Source organism: uncultured Roseibium sp., from assembly GCF_947499295.1.
GTDB lineage: Bacteria > Pseudomonadota > Alphaproteobacteria > Rhizobiales > Stappiaceae > Roseibium.
On the sequence record NZ_CANMNP010000009.1, the window covers coordinates 126,543 to 141,406 of the forward strand.

General features: G+C 57.6%; 13 protein-coding genes. 9 read left to right on the plus strand and 4 right to left on the minus strand.

Annotation, left to right across the window (positions count from 1 at the left end; genetic code table 11):
• Positions 1-294 precede the first annotated feature (294 nt).
• Genes Q0835_RS15645 through Q0835_RS15660 form a run of 4 tightly spaced genes read left to right on the plus strand, consistent with a single transcriptional unit; the run spans position 295 to position 7,185 of the window.
• Positions 295-1,314, plus strand: coding sequence for a MoxR family ATPase (locus Q0835_RS15645; RefSeq protein WP_298812605.1), 1,020 nt, complete (start codon positions 295-297; stop codon positions 1,312-1,314).
• Positions 1,315-1,346: 32 nt separating this feature from the next.
• Positions 1,347-2,270 (plus strand): DUF58 domain-containing protein, encoded by a 924-nt coding sequence (locus Q0835_RS15650; RefSeq protein WP_298812606.1) that lies wholly within the window; start codon positions 1,347-1,349, stop codon positions 2,268-2,270.
• 3 nt (positions 2,271-2,273) lie between these two features.
• Positions 2,274-5,093 carry a DUF4159 domain-containing protein gene (locus Q0835_RS15655; RefSeq protein WP_298962755.1) on the plus strand — a complete coding sequence of 940 codons (2,820 nt, stop codon included), beginning with the start codon at positions 2,274-2,276 and terminating at the stop codon, positions 5,091-5,093.
• Between the two features lie 16 nt (positions 5,094-5,109).
• The gene (locus Q0835_RS15660) at positions 5,110-7,185 is read left to right on the plus strand and encodes a hypothetical protein (RefSeq protein WP_298962758.1); all 2,076 of its coding nucleotides are present in this window, start codon (positions 5,110-5,112) and stop codon (positions 7,183-7,185) included.
• Here Q0835_RS15660 and Q0835_RS15665 read toward each other — a convergent pair.
• Positions 7,182-7,679, minus strand: coding sequence for an N-acetyltransferase (locus tag Q0835_RS15665; RefSeq protein ID WP_298962760.1), 498 nt, complete (start codon positions 7,677-7,679; stop codon positions 7,182-7,184). The two genes, Q0835_RS15660 and Q0835_RS15665, sit on opposite strands and share 4 nt — an antisense overlap.
• 374 nt (positions 7,680-8,053) lie before the next feature.
• Here Q0835_RS15665 and Q0835_RS15670 point away from each other — a divergent pair, with 374 nt between their 5' ends.
• Positions 8,054-9,028 (plus strand): glutathione S-transferase family protein, encoded by a 975-nt coding sequence (locus Q0835_RS15670; protein ID WP_298962763.1) that lies wholly within the window; start codon positions 8,054-8,056, stop codon positions 9,026-9,028.
• A 26-nt stretch (positions 9,029-9,054) separates the two neighbouring features.
• On the opposite strand, the gene Q0835_RS15675 is transcribed toward Q0835_RS15670, so the two are convergent.
• Positions 9,055-9,540, minus strand: a complete 486-nt coding sequence (locus tag Q0835_RS15675; protein WP_298962766.1) for an NUDIX domain-containing protein — start codon at positions 9,538-9,540, stop codon at positions 9,055-9,057.
• 408 nt (positions 9,541-9,948) lie between these two features.
• Here Q0835_RS15675 and Q0835_RS15680 point away from each other — a divergent pair, with 408 nt between their 5' ends.
• A complete protein-coding gene (locus tag Q0835_RS15680) occupies positions 9,949-10,884 on the plus strand; it encodes a metallophosphoesterase (RefSeq protein ID WP_298962769.1) in 936 nt (311 codons plus the stop codon).
• 17 nt (positions 10,885-10,901) lie between these two features.
• Here Q0835_RS15680 and Q0835_RS15685 read toward each other — a convergent pair whose 3' ends face one another.
• Complete coding sequence (locus tag Q0835_RS15685; protein ID WP_298812622.1) at positions 10,902-11,483, minus strand: hypothetical protein; 582 nt, start codon at positions 11,481-11,483, stop codon at positions 10,902-10,904.
• A 232-nt stretch (positions 11,484-11,715) separates the two neighbouring features.
• Between Q0835_RS15685 and mtnA the strand changes: the two genes are divergently transcribed.
• A complete protein-coding gene (gene mtnA, locus Q0835_RS15690) occupies positions 11,716-12,822 on the plus strand; it encodes an S-methyl-5-thioribose-1-phosphate isomerase (RefSeq protein WP_298812624.1) in 1,107 nt (368 codons plus the stop codon).
• A 40-nt stretch (positions 12,823-12,862) separates the two neighbouring features.
• On the opposite strand, the gene Q0835_RS15695 is transcribed toward mtnA, so the two are convergent.
• Complete coding sequence (locus tag Q0835_RS15695) at positions 12,863-13,474, minus strand: GNAT family N-acetyltransferase (RefSeq protein WP_298962772.1); 612 nt, start codon at positions 13,472-13,474, stop codon at positions 12,863-12,865.
• 145 nt (positions 13,475-13,619) lie between these two features.
• Between Q0835_RS15695 and Q0835_RS15700 the strand changes: the two genes are divergently transcribed.
• On the plus strand, positions 13,620-13,895 hold the full coding sequence (locus tag Q0835_RS15700; RefSeq protein ID WP_298812628.1) for a flagellar biosynthesis protein: 276 nt from the start codon (positions 13,620-13,622) through the stop codon (positions 13,893-13,895).
• A 254-nt stretch (positions 13,896-14,149) separates the two neighbouring features.
• Positions 14,150-14,845, plus strand: coding sequence for a response regulator transcription factor (locus tag Q0835_RS15705; protein WP_298962776.1), 696 nt, complete (start codon positions 14,150-14,152; stop codon positions 14,843-14,845).
• The last annotated feature ends 19 nt before the right edge of the window (positions 14,846-14,864 follow it).

A 14,864-nucleotide genomic window follows, 5' to 3' on the forward strand; every position in this document is an offset into this window, starting at 1 on the left:
TCCGCCATTTGCAGAAAGTCCTTAAGTTGCCTTTGCATCAACACCGGGATTTTTGACAATTCCCGTTGACGCTCATCCGTTCCAATCCGGTTGAACCGGGGAAGTAGTCACAAGCTTTTCCCCAGGCCAAGGAAAGAATCTTGGACCTTTCCTCTGTATGGCGCACAATTGCGCCTTATCTACTCATTTATATGGTGTCAGACTGCTTGAGTCGCAGCAACTCCTGACGAATGAGCATTCATACCCGGCATGTGATTTGACCGGAGTTTAAAGAAGTTACGGGAAAGGTGATTCATGAGCGTTGTTTCCCCCTCCAGCCCAACAGAAGCAGACCTCGCCGCGGTCGCGGAAAGTGCCGAGCGTGCGGTCAATCGCATCAGCGATGCAAAGGCTGATATCGCCCGCGTCATTTTCGGCCAGGAAACGGTTGTTGAGCAATCGCTCGTCACCATTCTGGCCGGTGGACACGGTTTGCTGGTTGGTGTGCCGGGTTTGGCAAAAACCAAGCTGGTGGAAACGCTTGGAACTGTCCTGGGCCTTGATGCCCGGCGCATCCAGTTCACTCCGGACCTGATGCCCTCGGACATTCTCGGCGCGGAGGTCATGGAGCAAAGCAGCGATGGTGGCCGGTCCTTCCGCTTCATTCCTGGCCCGGTTTTCTCTCAGCTCCTGATGGCTGACGAAATCAACCGTGCCAGCCCCAGAACCCAATCCGCGCTGCTGCAGGCAATGCAGGAATATCATGTCACGGTTGCGGGTCACCCGCACGTTCTGCCGCGTCCTTTCCACGTGTTGGCCACTCAGAACCCGCTTGAACAGGAAGGCACCTATCCGCTGCCCGAAGCACAGCTCGACCGGTTCCTCATGCAGATTGACGTGCACTATCCCGACCTGGAAGCAGAACGGCGTATCCTTTTGGAAACAACAGGCGCCGACCAGGCCGAAGCCCAGGTCGCCATGACAGCGGAAGAGCTGATGGACTATCAGCAACTTGTGCGCCGAATGCCCGTTGGAGAGTCGGTTGTTGAAGCCATTCTCAAGCTGGTGCGTTCCGCCCGGCCGGACGAGGGATCAGCCAATTCCGGTGTCACGGATTTGATCGCCTGGGGCCCCGGCCCGCGCGCCAGCCAGGCACTCATGCTGACAGTTCGCGCACGCGCGCTCGTAGATGGTCGCCTCGCCCCGTCCGTTGACGACGTGCTGGCTCTTGCCGAACCTGTTCTGCAACACCGAATGGCTCTCACATTCGCAGCACGGGCAGACGGACACACCGTGCGCGATGTCATTAGACGGGTGAAGGACTCTATCGCCTGATCAGATCATTTCTCTCGCGGGAGCCAGACTGAATGGAATCCGGAAACAATACGACAGGCATAGACCAGACGACCTGGCCGAACGTGATTGGCGAAGCCAGGTCTGTTGCCGACGCGTTACCGGATCTTCTTGTCGAAGCCAGCCATGTCGCAAGCTCGATCATCGCCGGTTGGCACGGCCGCCGCCGTGCGGGACCGGGTGAAAGCTTCTGGCAGTTTCGCCCCTTCAATATGGGCGAACCGGCAAAACGAATTGATTGGCGGCGATCTGCCCGGGACGACCATCTTTATGTGCGCGAACGGGAATGGGAGGCAGCCCACACCGTCTGGCTCTGGTCGGACCTTTCATCTTCCATGGTGTTTCGCTCACGCCTTTCTGACGTCAACAAGCGCGACCGGGCTATCGTGTTGATGCTAGCCCTTGCCGACATGCTGGCCGAAACAGGCGAACGCATCGGCCTTCCCGGTCTGACGCGGCCCTTCTCGGACCGGCGGGCGGCAGAACGTCTCGCAGATGCGCTCGCTCACCTTTCAAAACCCGTGGCACTTCCGGACACTATGTCTATCAAAAGATTTGCCGATGTGGTTCTGGTCTCAGACTTCCTCGATCCCATAGACGAGATTGCGGAATGGATTGCCAGAGTGGCCAGCACCGGCGCGCGCGGACATTTGGTTCAGGTGCTCGACCCAATTGAAGAGACCTTTCCATTCGATGGCAGGATCGAGTTTACCGACCCGGAGAAAGGCATCCGGCTGACCGCAGGCCGCGCGGAAAACTGGCGCGAGGACTATCACAAGCGGTTGGAGGCCCATCGGGCGGAAATTCGGGATATGGCGCGGCGAGCCGGATGGACCTATGTTCTACATCATACCGACCGGCCGGCATCCGAGCCTTTGCTGGTTTTGCATAGCGCCCTGTCCGGTGCGCTTGATGTGATGCAGAAAGGAGGCGTCTGAGCCGTGTTTGCAGGCCTGCCCCTGACGTTTACCGCGCCGTGGATACTGGCAGCCCTTACCCTGCTGCCGGTCATCTGGTGGCTTTTGCGGCTCACCCCCCCGCGCCCGCGCGAGATCCAGTTTCCGCCCACTCGGCTGCTCTTGAACATTGATCAGCACGAGGAAACGCCTCAACGCAGCCCGTGGTGGCTGACACTTTTGCGTTTGTTGCTGGCCGCGCTTTTGATCATTGCCCTTGCCGGGCCGATCTGGCGTTCGTCAGAACCGGTCGCGACCGGGGATGGTGTCTTGTGGCTGCTGGTCGACAATGGCTGGACTTCAGCAAACGGCTGGGATGCACAAGTTAGTGCCGCCGAACAGATCCTCAACACCGCGTCCCAGGACGGACAGCCCGTGCTTTTCGCGGCAACAGCCGATGGTCCCGGTCAGAGCTTTGTACCGGAAGCAGCTGCGAGTGCGCTTGAAAGGCTGCGGGCTCTGGAACCTCGGCCCTATCCTCCAAGGCGCAGCGAACTGAGCATCGGCTTGCGAAAGTCTGCACAAGAAACTCCGCCTGGCGCGGTAGTCTGGCTTTCCGACAACACCCAAACCAACGGCGCGTTTTTGTCAGATCTTGCGCAGATTATCGGCGCAGTCCCTGTGACGGTGATGTCGGGGCTGGATACGCCAATGGGTCTTAAAGATCTTACCAACGATGCCGAGGCCCTGGCGCTCAAGGTTGTCAGGCACCCGGACCAGAAAGTGGGAACCGCCACTGTTCGAGCGCTTGATCTCAAGGGACTGGTGCTCGGCGAAGTTCAGGCGACCTTCGAACCCGATGCAACGGAAACAGAAGCACGATTTGAACTCCCGACGGAACTGCGAAACGATATTGCGCGCGTGGAGATTGCAGGCGAAGCCGCAGCTGGTGCGGTGCAACTTGTGGATGACAGCTGGCGGCGCCGGACAGTAGGACTGATTTCAGGACAATCCGGCGATCTTGATCAGCCATTGCTCTCACCCGTCTATTATCTTGAACGGGCGCTTGCACCCTTCTCAGACATTCGCCGCCCACGTGACGCGGATATTGCCGAAGCCGTTCCAGGACTGATCGATCAGGGCATATCCGTGCTCGTGCTTGCCGATGTCGGCCGGCTGCCGGACACAACCGCTGACACGTTACGCGACTGGGTTGAAAACGGCGGCACGCTGGTGCGCTTTGCCGGCCCGCGCACTGCTGGCGGCAGTGACGACCTGATCCCGGTCCGCCTTCGCGCTGGTGACCGGTCACTGGGCGGTTCACTCTCCTGGAAACAGCCGCAGCACCTGGCAGCCTTCCCCGACGGATCACCTTTCTCGGGCCTCAAGGTGCCCGAAGAAGTCACCGTGACCCGCCAGGTTCTCGCCGAGCCGACTTCGGAACTTCCGGAAAGAACCTGGGCCATGCTGGAAGACGGCACGCCGCTCGTGACTGCAGCTCCTGTAGGAGCCGGCAGTGTTGTCCTTTTCCATGTCACAGCCGATTCGACGTGGTCGAATTTGCCCCTGTCGGGCGTGTTCTTGAACATGTTGCGCCGGATCCTGGCCGTATCCAATGTGGCCGCGGCCTCGGAGACGGCAGAAGACGGGCAACCAAGCCAGAGTGTTCTGCCTCCACTGCGCCTTCTGGACGGATACGGCCGTTTCGGTCCGCCGCCGGTCGAAGTCACACCGGTAAACAGCACGGTTTTCCGAGAAGCATTGGCAAGCCGCCGCACCCCTCCTGGCCTCTACGGCACAGAGGACGGTTTCAGGGCTCTCAATCTGCTGCAACGCGAGGATAGCCTGGAAACGCTTGATCTGACAGCTCTCGGCGAACGGGCAGAAGCCGTGCCTTATCCTGCCTCCGACCCATTCGATCTGAGGTCCCTTTTCTTCACACTGGTCTTTCTTCTCATGATCGTGGATGCGATTGCAGTTTTCCTTTTGGCCGGTGGGTTGGCTCGCGTTGGCCTACGGAACCGGACCGCCGGTCTGGCGATCGTCACCGCACTTGCCGCGATCTCGTTTGCCGGGATTGCGCCGCAAAACGCTCATGCCCAGTCGACCTCATCGGAATTGCAGGCGCTGGAATCAACGCTTGATACCCGCCTTGCCTATGTTCTGACCGGCAATCCCGAAATTGATGATGCCAGCGCTTCGGGCCTGTCCGGTTTGACCCAGTTTTTGGCGGAGAGAACGGCTCTGGAGCCCGGACCACCGGCTGCGGTCGATATTGCTCGCGACGAGCTAGCCTTCTATTCCCTGCTTTACTGGCCCATCGATCCAGCCATGGACAAGCCCGGCGACCAAACCATCGCACGCATTGATACTTTCATGCGCAATGGCGGCACGATCTTGTTCGACACTCGCGATCACATCAACGCTTCGACAACCGGCTTCGGGTCGACACCGGCCACACTGAAATTGCGGGAAATTCTGGAAGATCTCGACGTCCCACCGCTTGAGCCCGTGCCGCAGGACCATGTTCTGACCAAGGCTTTTTATCTGCTGGAGACCTTTCCCGGTCGCTACGCGACCAGCCCCCTGTGGGTTGAGAGTTTAGAAGAAACCGCGACTCGTGGTGACCGGCCGGTCCGGGCAGGTGACGGCGTTTCGCCAATTCTGATCACCGGCAATGATTTCGCAGCTGCCTGGGCTATCTCGGACAGCGGTGAATTCGTCTATCCGACGGTTCCCAACAATCCGATACAGCGCGATTATGCGTTCCGCTCTGGCGTGAACATCGTCATGTACAGCCTGACTGGCAACTACAAAGCCGATCAGGTTCACATCCCTGCTCTTTTAGAGCGGCTAGGACAATGAGGTCTCGCGAGCACTGATGGTCTGGTCACTCTCCTTCGATCCGCTTTTGCCTCTGTGGGCCCTGATTGCCGGTGCCGTCATTACACTTCTGCTCACAAGCCTTTCCGGCTTCTTGAGCCTGCGAGGCTGGGTCCTTCGGGGGATCGCAATGGCCTTGCTGTTATTGGCGCTTGGCAACCCGGCGATCGAGCGAGAAGACCGCGAACCGCTTTCCAGCGTTGTTGCGCTCGTTGTTGACAAAAGCCAGAGCCAGCGTCTGGCCGGACGCGAGACAACAACCGACGAGACGGCGGCAGAAATTCAAAACCGGATTGAAGCCTTGAACGGCTTCGACTTGCGCGTTCTGGAAGCCCGGAACTCAGGCTCCGGCAACGGCACGGAACTGTTTCAGACCCTCGCCAACGGCTTGGCCGACGTTCCCCCTGAAAGGGTCGGCGGCGCAATCATCATTAGCGACGGGCAAATCCACGATCTGCCGGAAAGCGCCGCCTCGCTCGGTTTTGACGCACCTGTGCACGGTCTGATTACCGGAACCGCCGACGAACGCGACCGCCGTATCGTTCTGGACAAGGCACCCCGTTTTGGTCTTGTGGGATCGGAACAGACGGTCAGTCTGACGGTCGTCGATCAGGGGCAAGGCACCGGGCCGGGTGATGCAGTTCGCCTCACCGTCAAACGCGACGGCGATGTCATCACCGAAAGAACAGCACGCACCGGCGAAAAGATCGACATCCCTGTCGGGATCGCCCATGGAGGCGACAACATCTTCGAATTCGAAGCCGAACCTCTCGCTGGCGAGTTGACCACCTTGAACAACAGAGCTGTGGTGACGATTGACGGCATTCGGGAAAATCTGCGCGTCTTGCTGGTGTCCGGGTCGCCGCATGCGGGAGAACGCACATGGCGGAACCTGTTGAAGTCGGACGCTTCTGTCGATCTGGTCCACTTCACCATCCTGCGGCCACCTGAAAAACAGGATGGCACGCCCATCAACCAGTTGTCGCTGATTGCCTTTCCCACCCGCGAGCTGTTCTCAGTGAAGATCGACGAGTTCGATCTGATCATCTTCGACCGTTATGTCCGGCGCGGCGTACTGCCGATGCTCTATTTCGACAACATTGCCCGCTACGTTCAAGATGGTGGCGCAGTGCTTCTGGCAGGTGGACCCGACTATGCGGAAGGCGGAAGCCTCTACCGGACACCGCTTGCACCAATCCTGCCCGCCCGTCCGACAGGAACCGTTTTGGAACAGCCCTATCACGCCACGCTGGCCGAGCTGGGCGAACGTCACCCCGTTACGCGTGGTTTGCCAGGCTCGGAGCAGGATCCGCCGGCTTGGAGCCGCTGGTTCCGTGCGGTCGATACCGAACTCGACAAGGGTCAGACCCTGATGTCGGGCCCAAGCGACACCCCGCTGTTGGTGTTGAACCGGGAGGGTGAAGGCCGTGTCGCCATGCTGCTCTCTGATCACGTGTGGCTGTGGGCGCGCGGTTTTGAAGGCGGCGGACCGCATGTGCCGCTGTTGCGCCGCTTGGCCCATTGGCTGATGCAGGAACCGGACCTTGAGGAAGAAGCGCTCAGCGTTTCCATGCGTGGATCGGAACTGATTGTCGAGCGGCAGACTTTGGGTGAGAGCGTCAGCAATGCCACGATCGTTGCGCCGACGGGCGAACAGACCGACATCACATTGACCGAGCAACAACCCGGCCTTTGGACCGGCAGTCTACCGGTAACGGAGACTGGCCTCTTCACCGTGACTGAAGGCGATATGAGCACCCTCATCCACGTCGGACCGCAGAACCCGCGCGAATACACCGATGTACTTTCGACCGCCGATTTGCTTGATCCGATCAGTGAAGCCACCGGCGGTGCAACGCAACGATTGCGGGATATTGGCGGCGATCTGGATGTTCCGCGTGTGGTCTCTATGCAGCAGTCAGCCAGCTATGCCGGAAATGGCTGGATTGGCCTGAAGACCACAGAAGCCAGTGTTCTAAACGGCGTGGACCGCTACCCGCTCTTGATCGGGCTACTGGGCCTGGCGGTGCTTCTGGGGGCCATTTCACTGACCTGGTATCGCGAGGGCCGCTAGGGTTCTTGACCGCGCGCACCGCCGTGGGGCATGTCGCCATCGTTCAGTAACGCTACCAGCAGCCGTGCGGGATCAACGGGCCCAGGCAGCGTCACGCGGCCGAACGGGACCTGCTGAAAACCGAATGGACTGTAATAGGGAGCGTCACCGACGAGAAGAACCACCCTGTCATCGGCCGCGGCTGCAGCGTCCATTGCCGTGCGCATGAGAGACTTGCCCAGCCCCCTGTTCTTGAAATCTGGCGAGACAGTCAACGGCCCAAGCAGAAGCGCGTCAGCATCCCCGATAAGGATGGGGGACAGCCTGATGGACCCAGCCACTTGCGACCCGGCAACCCCCACGAAGCTGAGGTCCGGCCGATGCGACACGCCTTCGCGGATGCGGAACGCGGTCCGCGCAAACCGGCCCGGGCCGAAGGCTTCGGCCTGCAGTGCTTCGATAGCATCGTTATCTGTGATGTCTTCGGGCCGAATGACCCACGGTGTCTGTTTCATGAATTGGTTCCCGGCAGGCAAACTTGCAAGAAAGCGCAGCTGCCAGAAACCGGTCTATCAATCTGTCTTGGAAAATCCGGGATCTGGTCAGACGCGACGAAGCGGACGAGAGAATTCTCGTCGGATGGTTCGTCGTCGAAGTGTCAGACCTGTGGTCATTGATCCCAGTCTCGCCATGCGCCCGTCGACCTTTGCGGAGACGGCTGCAAATTCATGGAGGAAAGCGGTTAGCATGCAAGCCATTCCCGGTCCAGTGCTTTTTGCCATTCATCCATGCGGAAGATTGTTCACGCTTGCCGAACACAGCATTCAGTCGATTGATTTTGCGGTCGGACGCACGACTTAATCCATCAGCGAAAACAAAGGAGTTGAACATGGGTTTGCTGGTAGACGGCGTCTGGACGGATCAGTGGTACGACACGAAATCGACCGGTGGCCGATTCGTGCGCAAGGATGCTTCATTTCGAAACTGGATCACACCGGACGGTGCCGCTGGTCCTACAGGCACAGGCGGTTTCAAAGCTGAAGCAGGCCGCTATCATCTTTTTGTTTCCTATGCCTGCCCATGGGCACATCGCGCCATGGTGTTCCGCAAACTGAAAGGCCTTGACGAGCTCATATCGCTTTCCGCCGTTCAGCCCCTGATGCTGGAAAACGGTTGGGAATTTGCCGAAACCGAGCCGGTGGCTGGGGCGAAATATGCTTGGAACATCTATGCCAAAGCCGATCCTTCATATACAGGCCGTGCAACGGTGCCAATTCTTTGGGACAAACATCAAAATACGATCGTCAGCAACGAGTCTTCTGAAATCATTCGAATGTTCAACTCCGCGTTCGATGATTTGACCGGGTCGAAACTTGATTTTTACCCCGCTGCGCTTCGCGCCGAGATCGACGAAGTCAACGAGCGGATCTACCACACGCTAAACAACGGAGTGTATAAGTCCGGCTTTGCCACGACACAGGAAGCCTATGAAGAGGCCGTGACGGTGTTGTTCGATACGTTGGATTTCCTGGAAGACCGACTTTCGACACGTCGGTATCTTGCCGGTGAACAACTAACGGAAGCCGATTGGCGCCTTTTCACCACTCTGGTGCGCTTCGACGCTGTCTATGTTGGCCATTTCAAATGCAACATCAGACGCATTGCCGACTATCCGAACCTGTCCAACTATCTGCTGGAACTTTACCAGGTGTCTGGAGTTGCCGAAACCGTCGATATGCCGACGATCAAGCAACATTATTATGGCTCGCATGAAAGTGTTAATCCGACGAGGATTGTACCCGTCGGCCCGGACCTTGATTTTCTGGCCCCGCACAATCGCGACAGGTTGAAGGCCGCGGCATGATACTGCCCGAAAGACGCCAGATGGTTTCACCAGCGGCTGACGGCGGTTCCTTCGCCGGCCAGCCATTCTTCAATACGACGAACGGTTGCCGAGGTGACACCAGCCGGAAGATTTCGAGGCGCAAAAAAGGCCGCTTCAACGATTTCAGCGTTGGGGCTCAGGAAGTTTTCGGCTTCAGTCCATTCCGAAACAAGAAACAGCCCGACATGATCCCTGCCCGTTGCTTCCTCGTTCAGGTAGACATTCATCAACACGGGTTCACCTGAAGTCGAGATCCCTGCCTCTTCAAGAACTTCCCGGCATGCCGCCTCGACCATTGTTTCGCCCCGGTCGACGCCACCTCCCGGCAAATACCATCCTTCCAGATAACTGTGCCGGACCAACAGGATCCGCTCCTTTGCATCGAGAACCAGAACTCGCACACCAAGCGTGTAGGGATTTCGGACAAGCCCGAGCGCCTGGATCATGCGCTTGGTCCAGCCTGAAGGCAGGTAGGAAAGGACCTTCAGCATTCAATGCCGACCCGTCCAGCCGGGCTGAACCCGGCGTTCAGCTTCGCGAACCATGCAGTTACCCCCTGTTAACCCATGCATTGCGTGCAAGGCAGCCCAGTCAGAATAACGCTCCTCATCGCAACTGCGAGTGCCTATATATCAGGCAAGATGATGATTTCGAAGGCAGCGCAATTCCGGCCGCCTGACCCCTGAAGGAAACTCCGATGTTGAACGCTCTATTCGGCAAACGCCGCCGTCGTCACTCCAACTATCAGTGGAAACCCGCTGTAGATCTCAGCAACCCGCGCGTTGTTGCCGCTCTGACCACATTCACGAGCAACTGATCCGGCGTAGAAAAACTTCTTTTTGAAAAGGCGCTGCGTTATTTGCTTGACGCGGCGCCTTTTGCTTTGAAGATGCGCGCCCATGTCGCAATTCACGCTCGCCCACATTTCGGATCCGCATCTTGGACCGCTTCCGGATCCCAAGCTGCTCCAGCTCTTTTCCAAGCGCATTCTTGGGTATCTGAACTGGCACCGGAACCGATCGAAAATCATGGGCGCCAATTATCTGGAACAGCTTGTTACGGACATGAAAGCGCAGGCACCTGACCACATTGCGGTCACCGGGGACCTGGTCAATATCGCGCTGCCGCTGGAGATAACCGGTGCACGGGCCTGGCTGGAAGAGATCGGCGAACCGTCGAAGGTATCTGTCGTTCCCGGCAATCACGACGCCTATGTTCCCGGAGCATTTCGCAAGGCCCGAACGGCCTGGTGGCCCTATATGTGCGGCGATCAGGCAACCGAAGAGCCTGATCCGTCGGCGAAGTCCGGGGCAACCTTTCCCTATGTTCGCAAACGCGGTGAAATAGCGCTCATCGGCGTCACTACAGGACGTGCCAGTGCACCCTGGTTTGCAACGGGCAGAGTGGGCAGCGCACAGAGCAAGCGATTGAGAGCCGTTCTTGAAGAACTCGGCAACGAGGGCTTGTTTCGGGTCGTCATGTTGCACCATCCGCCCTTCAAACATGCCACGCGCTGGCACAAAAGACTTTCAGATGCGTCACGCGTGCGCGCAGTCGTCAAGAGAGCGGGAGCCGAACTCATCCTGCACGGTCACACCCACATAGACAGTTTCGAAGAGATCGAAGGCCCTCACGGGCCCGTTCCTGTCGTGGGTGTACCCTCGGCGACCAGCGCTCCGGGAGGCAGGAGCCGGCCGGCACGCTACAATTTGTTCACGATCGAAAAACGAAATGAAGGCTGGTCCTGCCGGATGGAGGAACATGGTTTCGATGTTCCCCACGAGCCGGTAAGCCTGCTCGAACAAAGGGACATAAACATCCCGAACGCCCGATAGACGACGTTTTTCAGGCGTTAAAGAGGATTTGCAAACCAGGCGAAGGCGACCAGCCCGATCACGCCTGCCGCAAGTCCAATTCCAAATGCCCCAATGACGGACAGCCAGGGTGTGCGGCTCTCCTTGACGCGCACCACTTTTGAATCGAGCGCCACCTGGCGTAGACGATTGTTGAGCCAGTCGCCTTCCAGTGCCTTTTCCCGTTCAAGCACGCGCTCGGCGATATACTCTGTCAGGCAATCCGCCATGTCATCGATATTGGCCGTTTCCAGAATGACCACCCTGCCGAGACGGGTATCCTTCAAAAACCTATAGGTCCGGCGATCGCCGCCAACCACGACATGACTTGTTGCATCTATCCAAAGACGCGGTGTCGAGCCTGAAATGATCTGAAGCGAAAACTGGTCGTCGTCTGCCGGGATTTCCTTGAAGACGTCCTTGAGTTCATCGGCCAGCATATCGAGCCGGGCCCGCTCTGTTTCCTGCAGCTCAACCACCACATCGGACCGCTCGACTTCACCGAGCTGAACTTTCCGGATAGCATCGCGCAACGAGCGCATGCGCGTATGTGGAACTACGTTATCCTGCATTTCAGACATGAGGCGCCTGACTCCGTGCTTCTGCCGATTGGTGAATCAAGTCTTAACCGACTCATTTCGGAGCGAAACAGCCTTGACGCCGTTACCACCAGCTATCCACCGGCATTGATCTGAACATGGTTAACAAAGCTTAAGGGATTTTTAACCCTGATGCCAGCAAGCGCGTGCTGGCGCGTGGCATGTTCATGGGTTATGCAACAACAATCCGCATCAGGTTCAAGGAGACGTTGCGATGAATGTGGACGGCAAGAAGTATCGGACCATCTGGCTTGCGGCAGACGGTGCTTCGGTCGAAATCATCGACCAGACAAAGTTTCCATACGCATTTGAAATCGTGAAACTGCACACGATGGAGGATGCTGCACATGCAATCCGTGTGATGCAGGTGCGTGGTGCTCCCCTGATCGGCGCAACAGCTGCCTATGGCGTTGCTTTGGCCATGCGCGCGGACCCATCAGATGATGCCCTGCACGCGGCTTGTTCTGCCCTGCTGGAAACCCGCCCGACTGCAGTCAATCTCCACTGGGCGCTCGATCGGGCTCGCAAATCTCTCATTCAGGTGGCTCCAGAAGTGCGCACGGAGGCAGCCTTTACGCTGGCGAACGATATCTGCGACGAGGACATTGCCATCAACATGGCAATCGGCATGCATGGCATGGAATTGATTGCCGCCATTGCCCGGACCAAACGTGAAGGCGAGCCGGTCAACATTCTAACGCATTGCAATGCGGGCTGGCTGGCAACTGTCGACTGGGGAACGGCAACAGCCCCTGTCTATATGTCTCATGACAGCGGCATACCGGTCCATGTGTGGGTCGACGAGACCCGGCCCAGAAACCAGGGGGCGTTTCTGACCGCCTGGGAACTCGGCCACCATGGCGTGCCGCACACCGTGATTGTCGACAATGCGGGTGGCCATCTGATGCAGCATGGCGAGGTCGACATTGTCATCACTGGTACGGATCGCACGACAGCAACCGGTGATGTGTGTAACAAGATCGGCACCTATCTCAAGGCGCTCGCGGCCAGAGACAACAATGTGCCCTTCTTTGTCGCGCTTCCCTCACCCACCATCGATTTTTCGCTTTCTGATGGCGTACGGGAAATTCCGATAGAAGAGCGCGCCGGCAACGAAGTCAGCCAGATGACTGGCCGCACCGATCGCGGTTCGATCGAGACGATCAACATCGTCGCCGATGGTTCTGCAGTCGGCAATCCGGCTTTCGATGTCACACCGGCACGACTTGTCACCGGGTTGATCACGGAACGGGGTGTGCTCGATGCCAACCGCCAGTCGATCGCCAATGCCTTCCCGGAACGTGTCAAGGTCAGCGCGTGATCCGCTTCAAATTCGAAGAGCGCCGAGACGGCTGGAACAGCTAGCCGATAACCGGAATATGCGGTGCTCTTTCTTTACCGTGAAGACCCAGCAGCCTCGGATCATCGGCAATCTCAACAGCGCGCTTGTAGGGCCGGTAGCCGCAGGACATATAAAACTTCAGGGCCTGCGGACTGTCTCCGGTGCAGGTGTGGAGCCAAAGACGTTTGGTTTGCGGCCGTGCCCAGGCCATGTCGACCGCTTGCGCCATAAGCCAGCGCCCTGCCCCGCCGCCAATTGCCTCAGGTACCAGCCCGAAATAGGCGACTTCCGGCTCTTCTGGGTTGGCAAAATCGAGTTCCAGAGTGCCGATTGGCTTTCCATTTCGAAGCGGCAGGTAGTTTTCCCGCGTCGGCTCGCTGAGCATGTCGCTTAAAGTGTCATCGTCATAGATCAGACGTCCAAACCAGATCCAATCCTCGCCAACCTGCCGGAACAGAGCGCGATAGTCGTCAAGATCCGGCGCAGTCCATCGCTGCAGCCTGATATCATCTCGAGGCGCGGCAATAGGAGTTTCCGGTGCACGAAGCATTTCCAGATAGGTGACGATAAAAGCGATCTTTCCATCCGGCACATACGTATAGCCGTCCATATCGGCCACTTTGACAGTCATCATCCCTCCAGAAACTCGTGTCTTCAATCCGCCAATAGCAGTTGGGAGCGTCCCCACCAAGGGGTCAATTCGCGTATTGCGATGGATTAACCGGCTGTTAACCAAGACTTGAGACCTTGGCAGGGTATCCAGGAAAGATGCGAATATGCCCAAAGTCGGAAACTACGTCCAACGCGACTATCACAACAAGTTCCGTTCACAACGGAAATCGACTTGGTCAGACTACAACAAGGCCTGGACCAAACGACGTCAGGCATCTACTCAAAAAATGCAGGAACTTCGCAACCTCGCCACCAATTTCACCAATATCGGTGTTCAGGCGAGCCAGGCAAACACTGTTTTCCTGATGCAAAACCAAGGTCAGGGCACGGCCTATGCAAGCCCAACCGCGGTCATGTCCCGCATCAACGTGATTGTCTGACGAAAAAATCTGACGCTTCTTCCTATTGCCGATAGGCATTTGCACCATCGCCTGTGACACCAGTCCATATGGATTATTCGGGTGTCACACCATGGAACTTCGGCACTTTTCACGAACGCTGCCTTGACCCACAATCAATTGCTGCAATCCTGAGAATTCGATCGCTATCCAGCGGGCCTGATTCTAGTCAAGATTGTGTTTCACTAAGCTGCGCCATCGCCCCCATTTCAGAATGGGACCTAACGAGTTTCGCCATGATGCCAAACATTCTGATCGTGGATGACGATGCGCATATACGCGGCATCGTTCGGATAGCTGCGGAAAATGCCGGGATGAAAACCACTGAGGCCGCAAGCGGGCAGCTCGCGCTCGACATGATGCAGCAACGAATGCCCGATCTTGTCATCCTGGATGTCGGTATGCCGGTCATGAACGGCTTTGAGTGCTGCCGGCACATTCGAAGTCTGTCGCGCGTGCCTATCCTGTTTTTGACAGCCCGCGATGAAGAAGTCGATCGCGTGGTTGGTTTTGAACTGGGGGCTGACGACTATGTTTCAAAACCCTTTTCTCCACGCGAACTTGTCTTGCGTATCAAAGCCATCCTCAGCCGTGGCAAAGGAACGGATGAGGACTTCCTGAAACATGGAGACATTCGGCTCGACACTCGGGCACATTTGTGCCGGCTTGGATCCATGGAAATTCCGCTGACTGCAACGGAATTCGCCTTGCTGGCAATGCTCATGCGACAACCGGAAAAGATGCTCGACCGAAACACGTTGATTGAAGGAATATATGGTCGCAACAGCGTTCTGTCAGGACGGACAATTGACAGCCACGTACGCAATGTAAGAGCTAAGGCGGCTGCGCTTGGTTGTCCTGATCTCATTCGAACCGTCCGCGGTGCCGGTCTGCGTCTGGGGATTTGCAGACTTGAACAAGGCACGCAGTGACCTGGTCGGCTCAGAGATG

Coding starts and splice junctions, on each gene's coding strand:
- Q0835_RS15645 (WP_298812605.1), top strand. CDS start 295: ATGAGCGTTGTTTCCCCCTCCAGCCCAACAGAAGCAGACCTCGCCGCG.
- Q0835_RS15660 (WP_298962758.1), top strand. CDS start 5,110: ATGGTCTGGTCACTCTCCTTCGATCCGCTTTTGCCTCTGTGGGCCCTG.
- Q0835_RS15665 (WP_298962760.1), bottom strand. CDS start 7,679: ATGAAACAGACACCGTGGGTCATTCGGCCCGAAGACATCACAGATAAC.
- Q0835_RS15700 (WP_298812628.1), top strand. CDS start 13,620: ATGCCCAAAGTCGGAAACTACGTCCAACGCGACTATCACAACAAGTTC.
- Q0835_RS15675 (WP_298962766.1), bottom strand. CDS start 9,540: ATGCTGAAGGTCCTTTCCTACCTGCCTTCAGGCTGGACCAAGCGCATG.
- Q0835_RS15685 (WP_298812622.1), bottom strand. CDS start 11,483: ATGTCTGAAATGCAGGATAACGTAGTTCCACATACGCGCATGCGCTCG.
- Q0835_RS15695 (WP_298962772.1), bottom strand. CDS start 13,474: ATGACTGTCAAAGTGGCCGATATGGACGGCTATACGTATGTGCCGGAT.
- Q0835_RS15705 (WP_298962776.1), top strand. CDS start 14,150: ATGATGCCAAACATTCTGATCGTGGATGACGATGCGCATATACGCGGC.
- mtnA (WP_298812624.1), top strand. CDS start 11,716: ATGAATGTGGACGGCAAGAAGTATCGGACCATCTGGCTTGCGGCAGAC.
- Q0835_RS15650 (WP_298812606.1), top strand. CDS start 1,347: ATGGAATCCGGAAACAATACGACAGGCATAGACCAGACGACCTGGCCG.
- Q0835_RS15670 (WP_298962763.1), top strand. CDS start 8,054: ATGGGTTTGCTGGTAGACGGCGTCTGGACGGATCAGTGGTACGACACG.
- Q0835_RS15680 (WP_298962769.1), top strand. CDS start 9,949: ATGTCGCAATTCACGCTCGCCCACATTTCGGATCCGCATCTTGGACCG.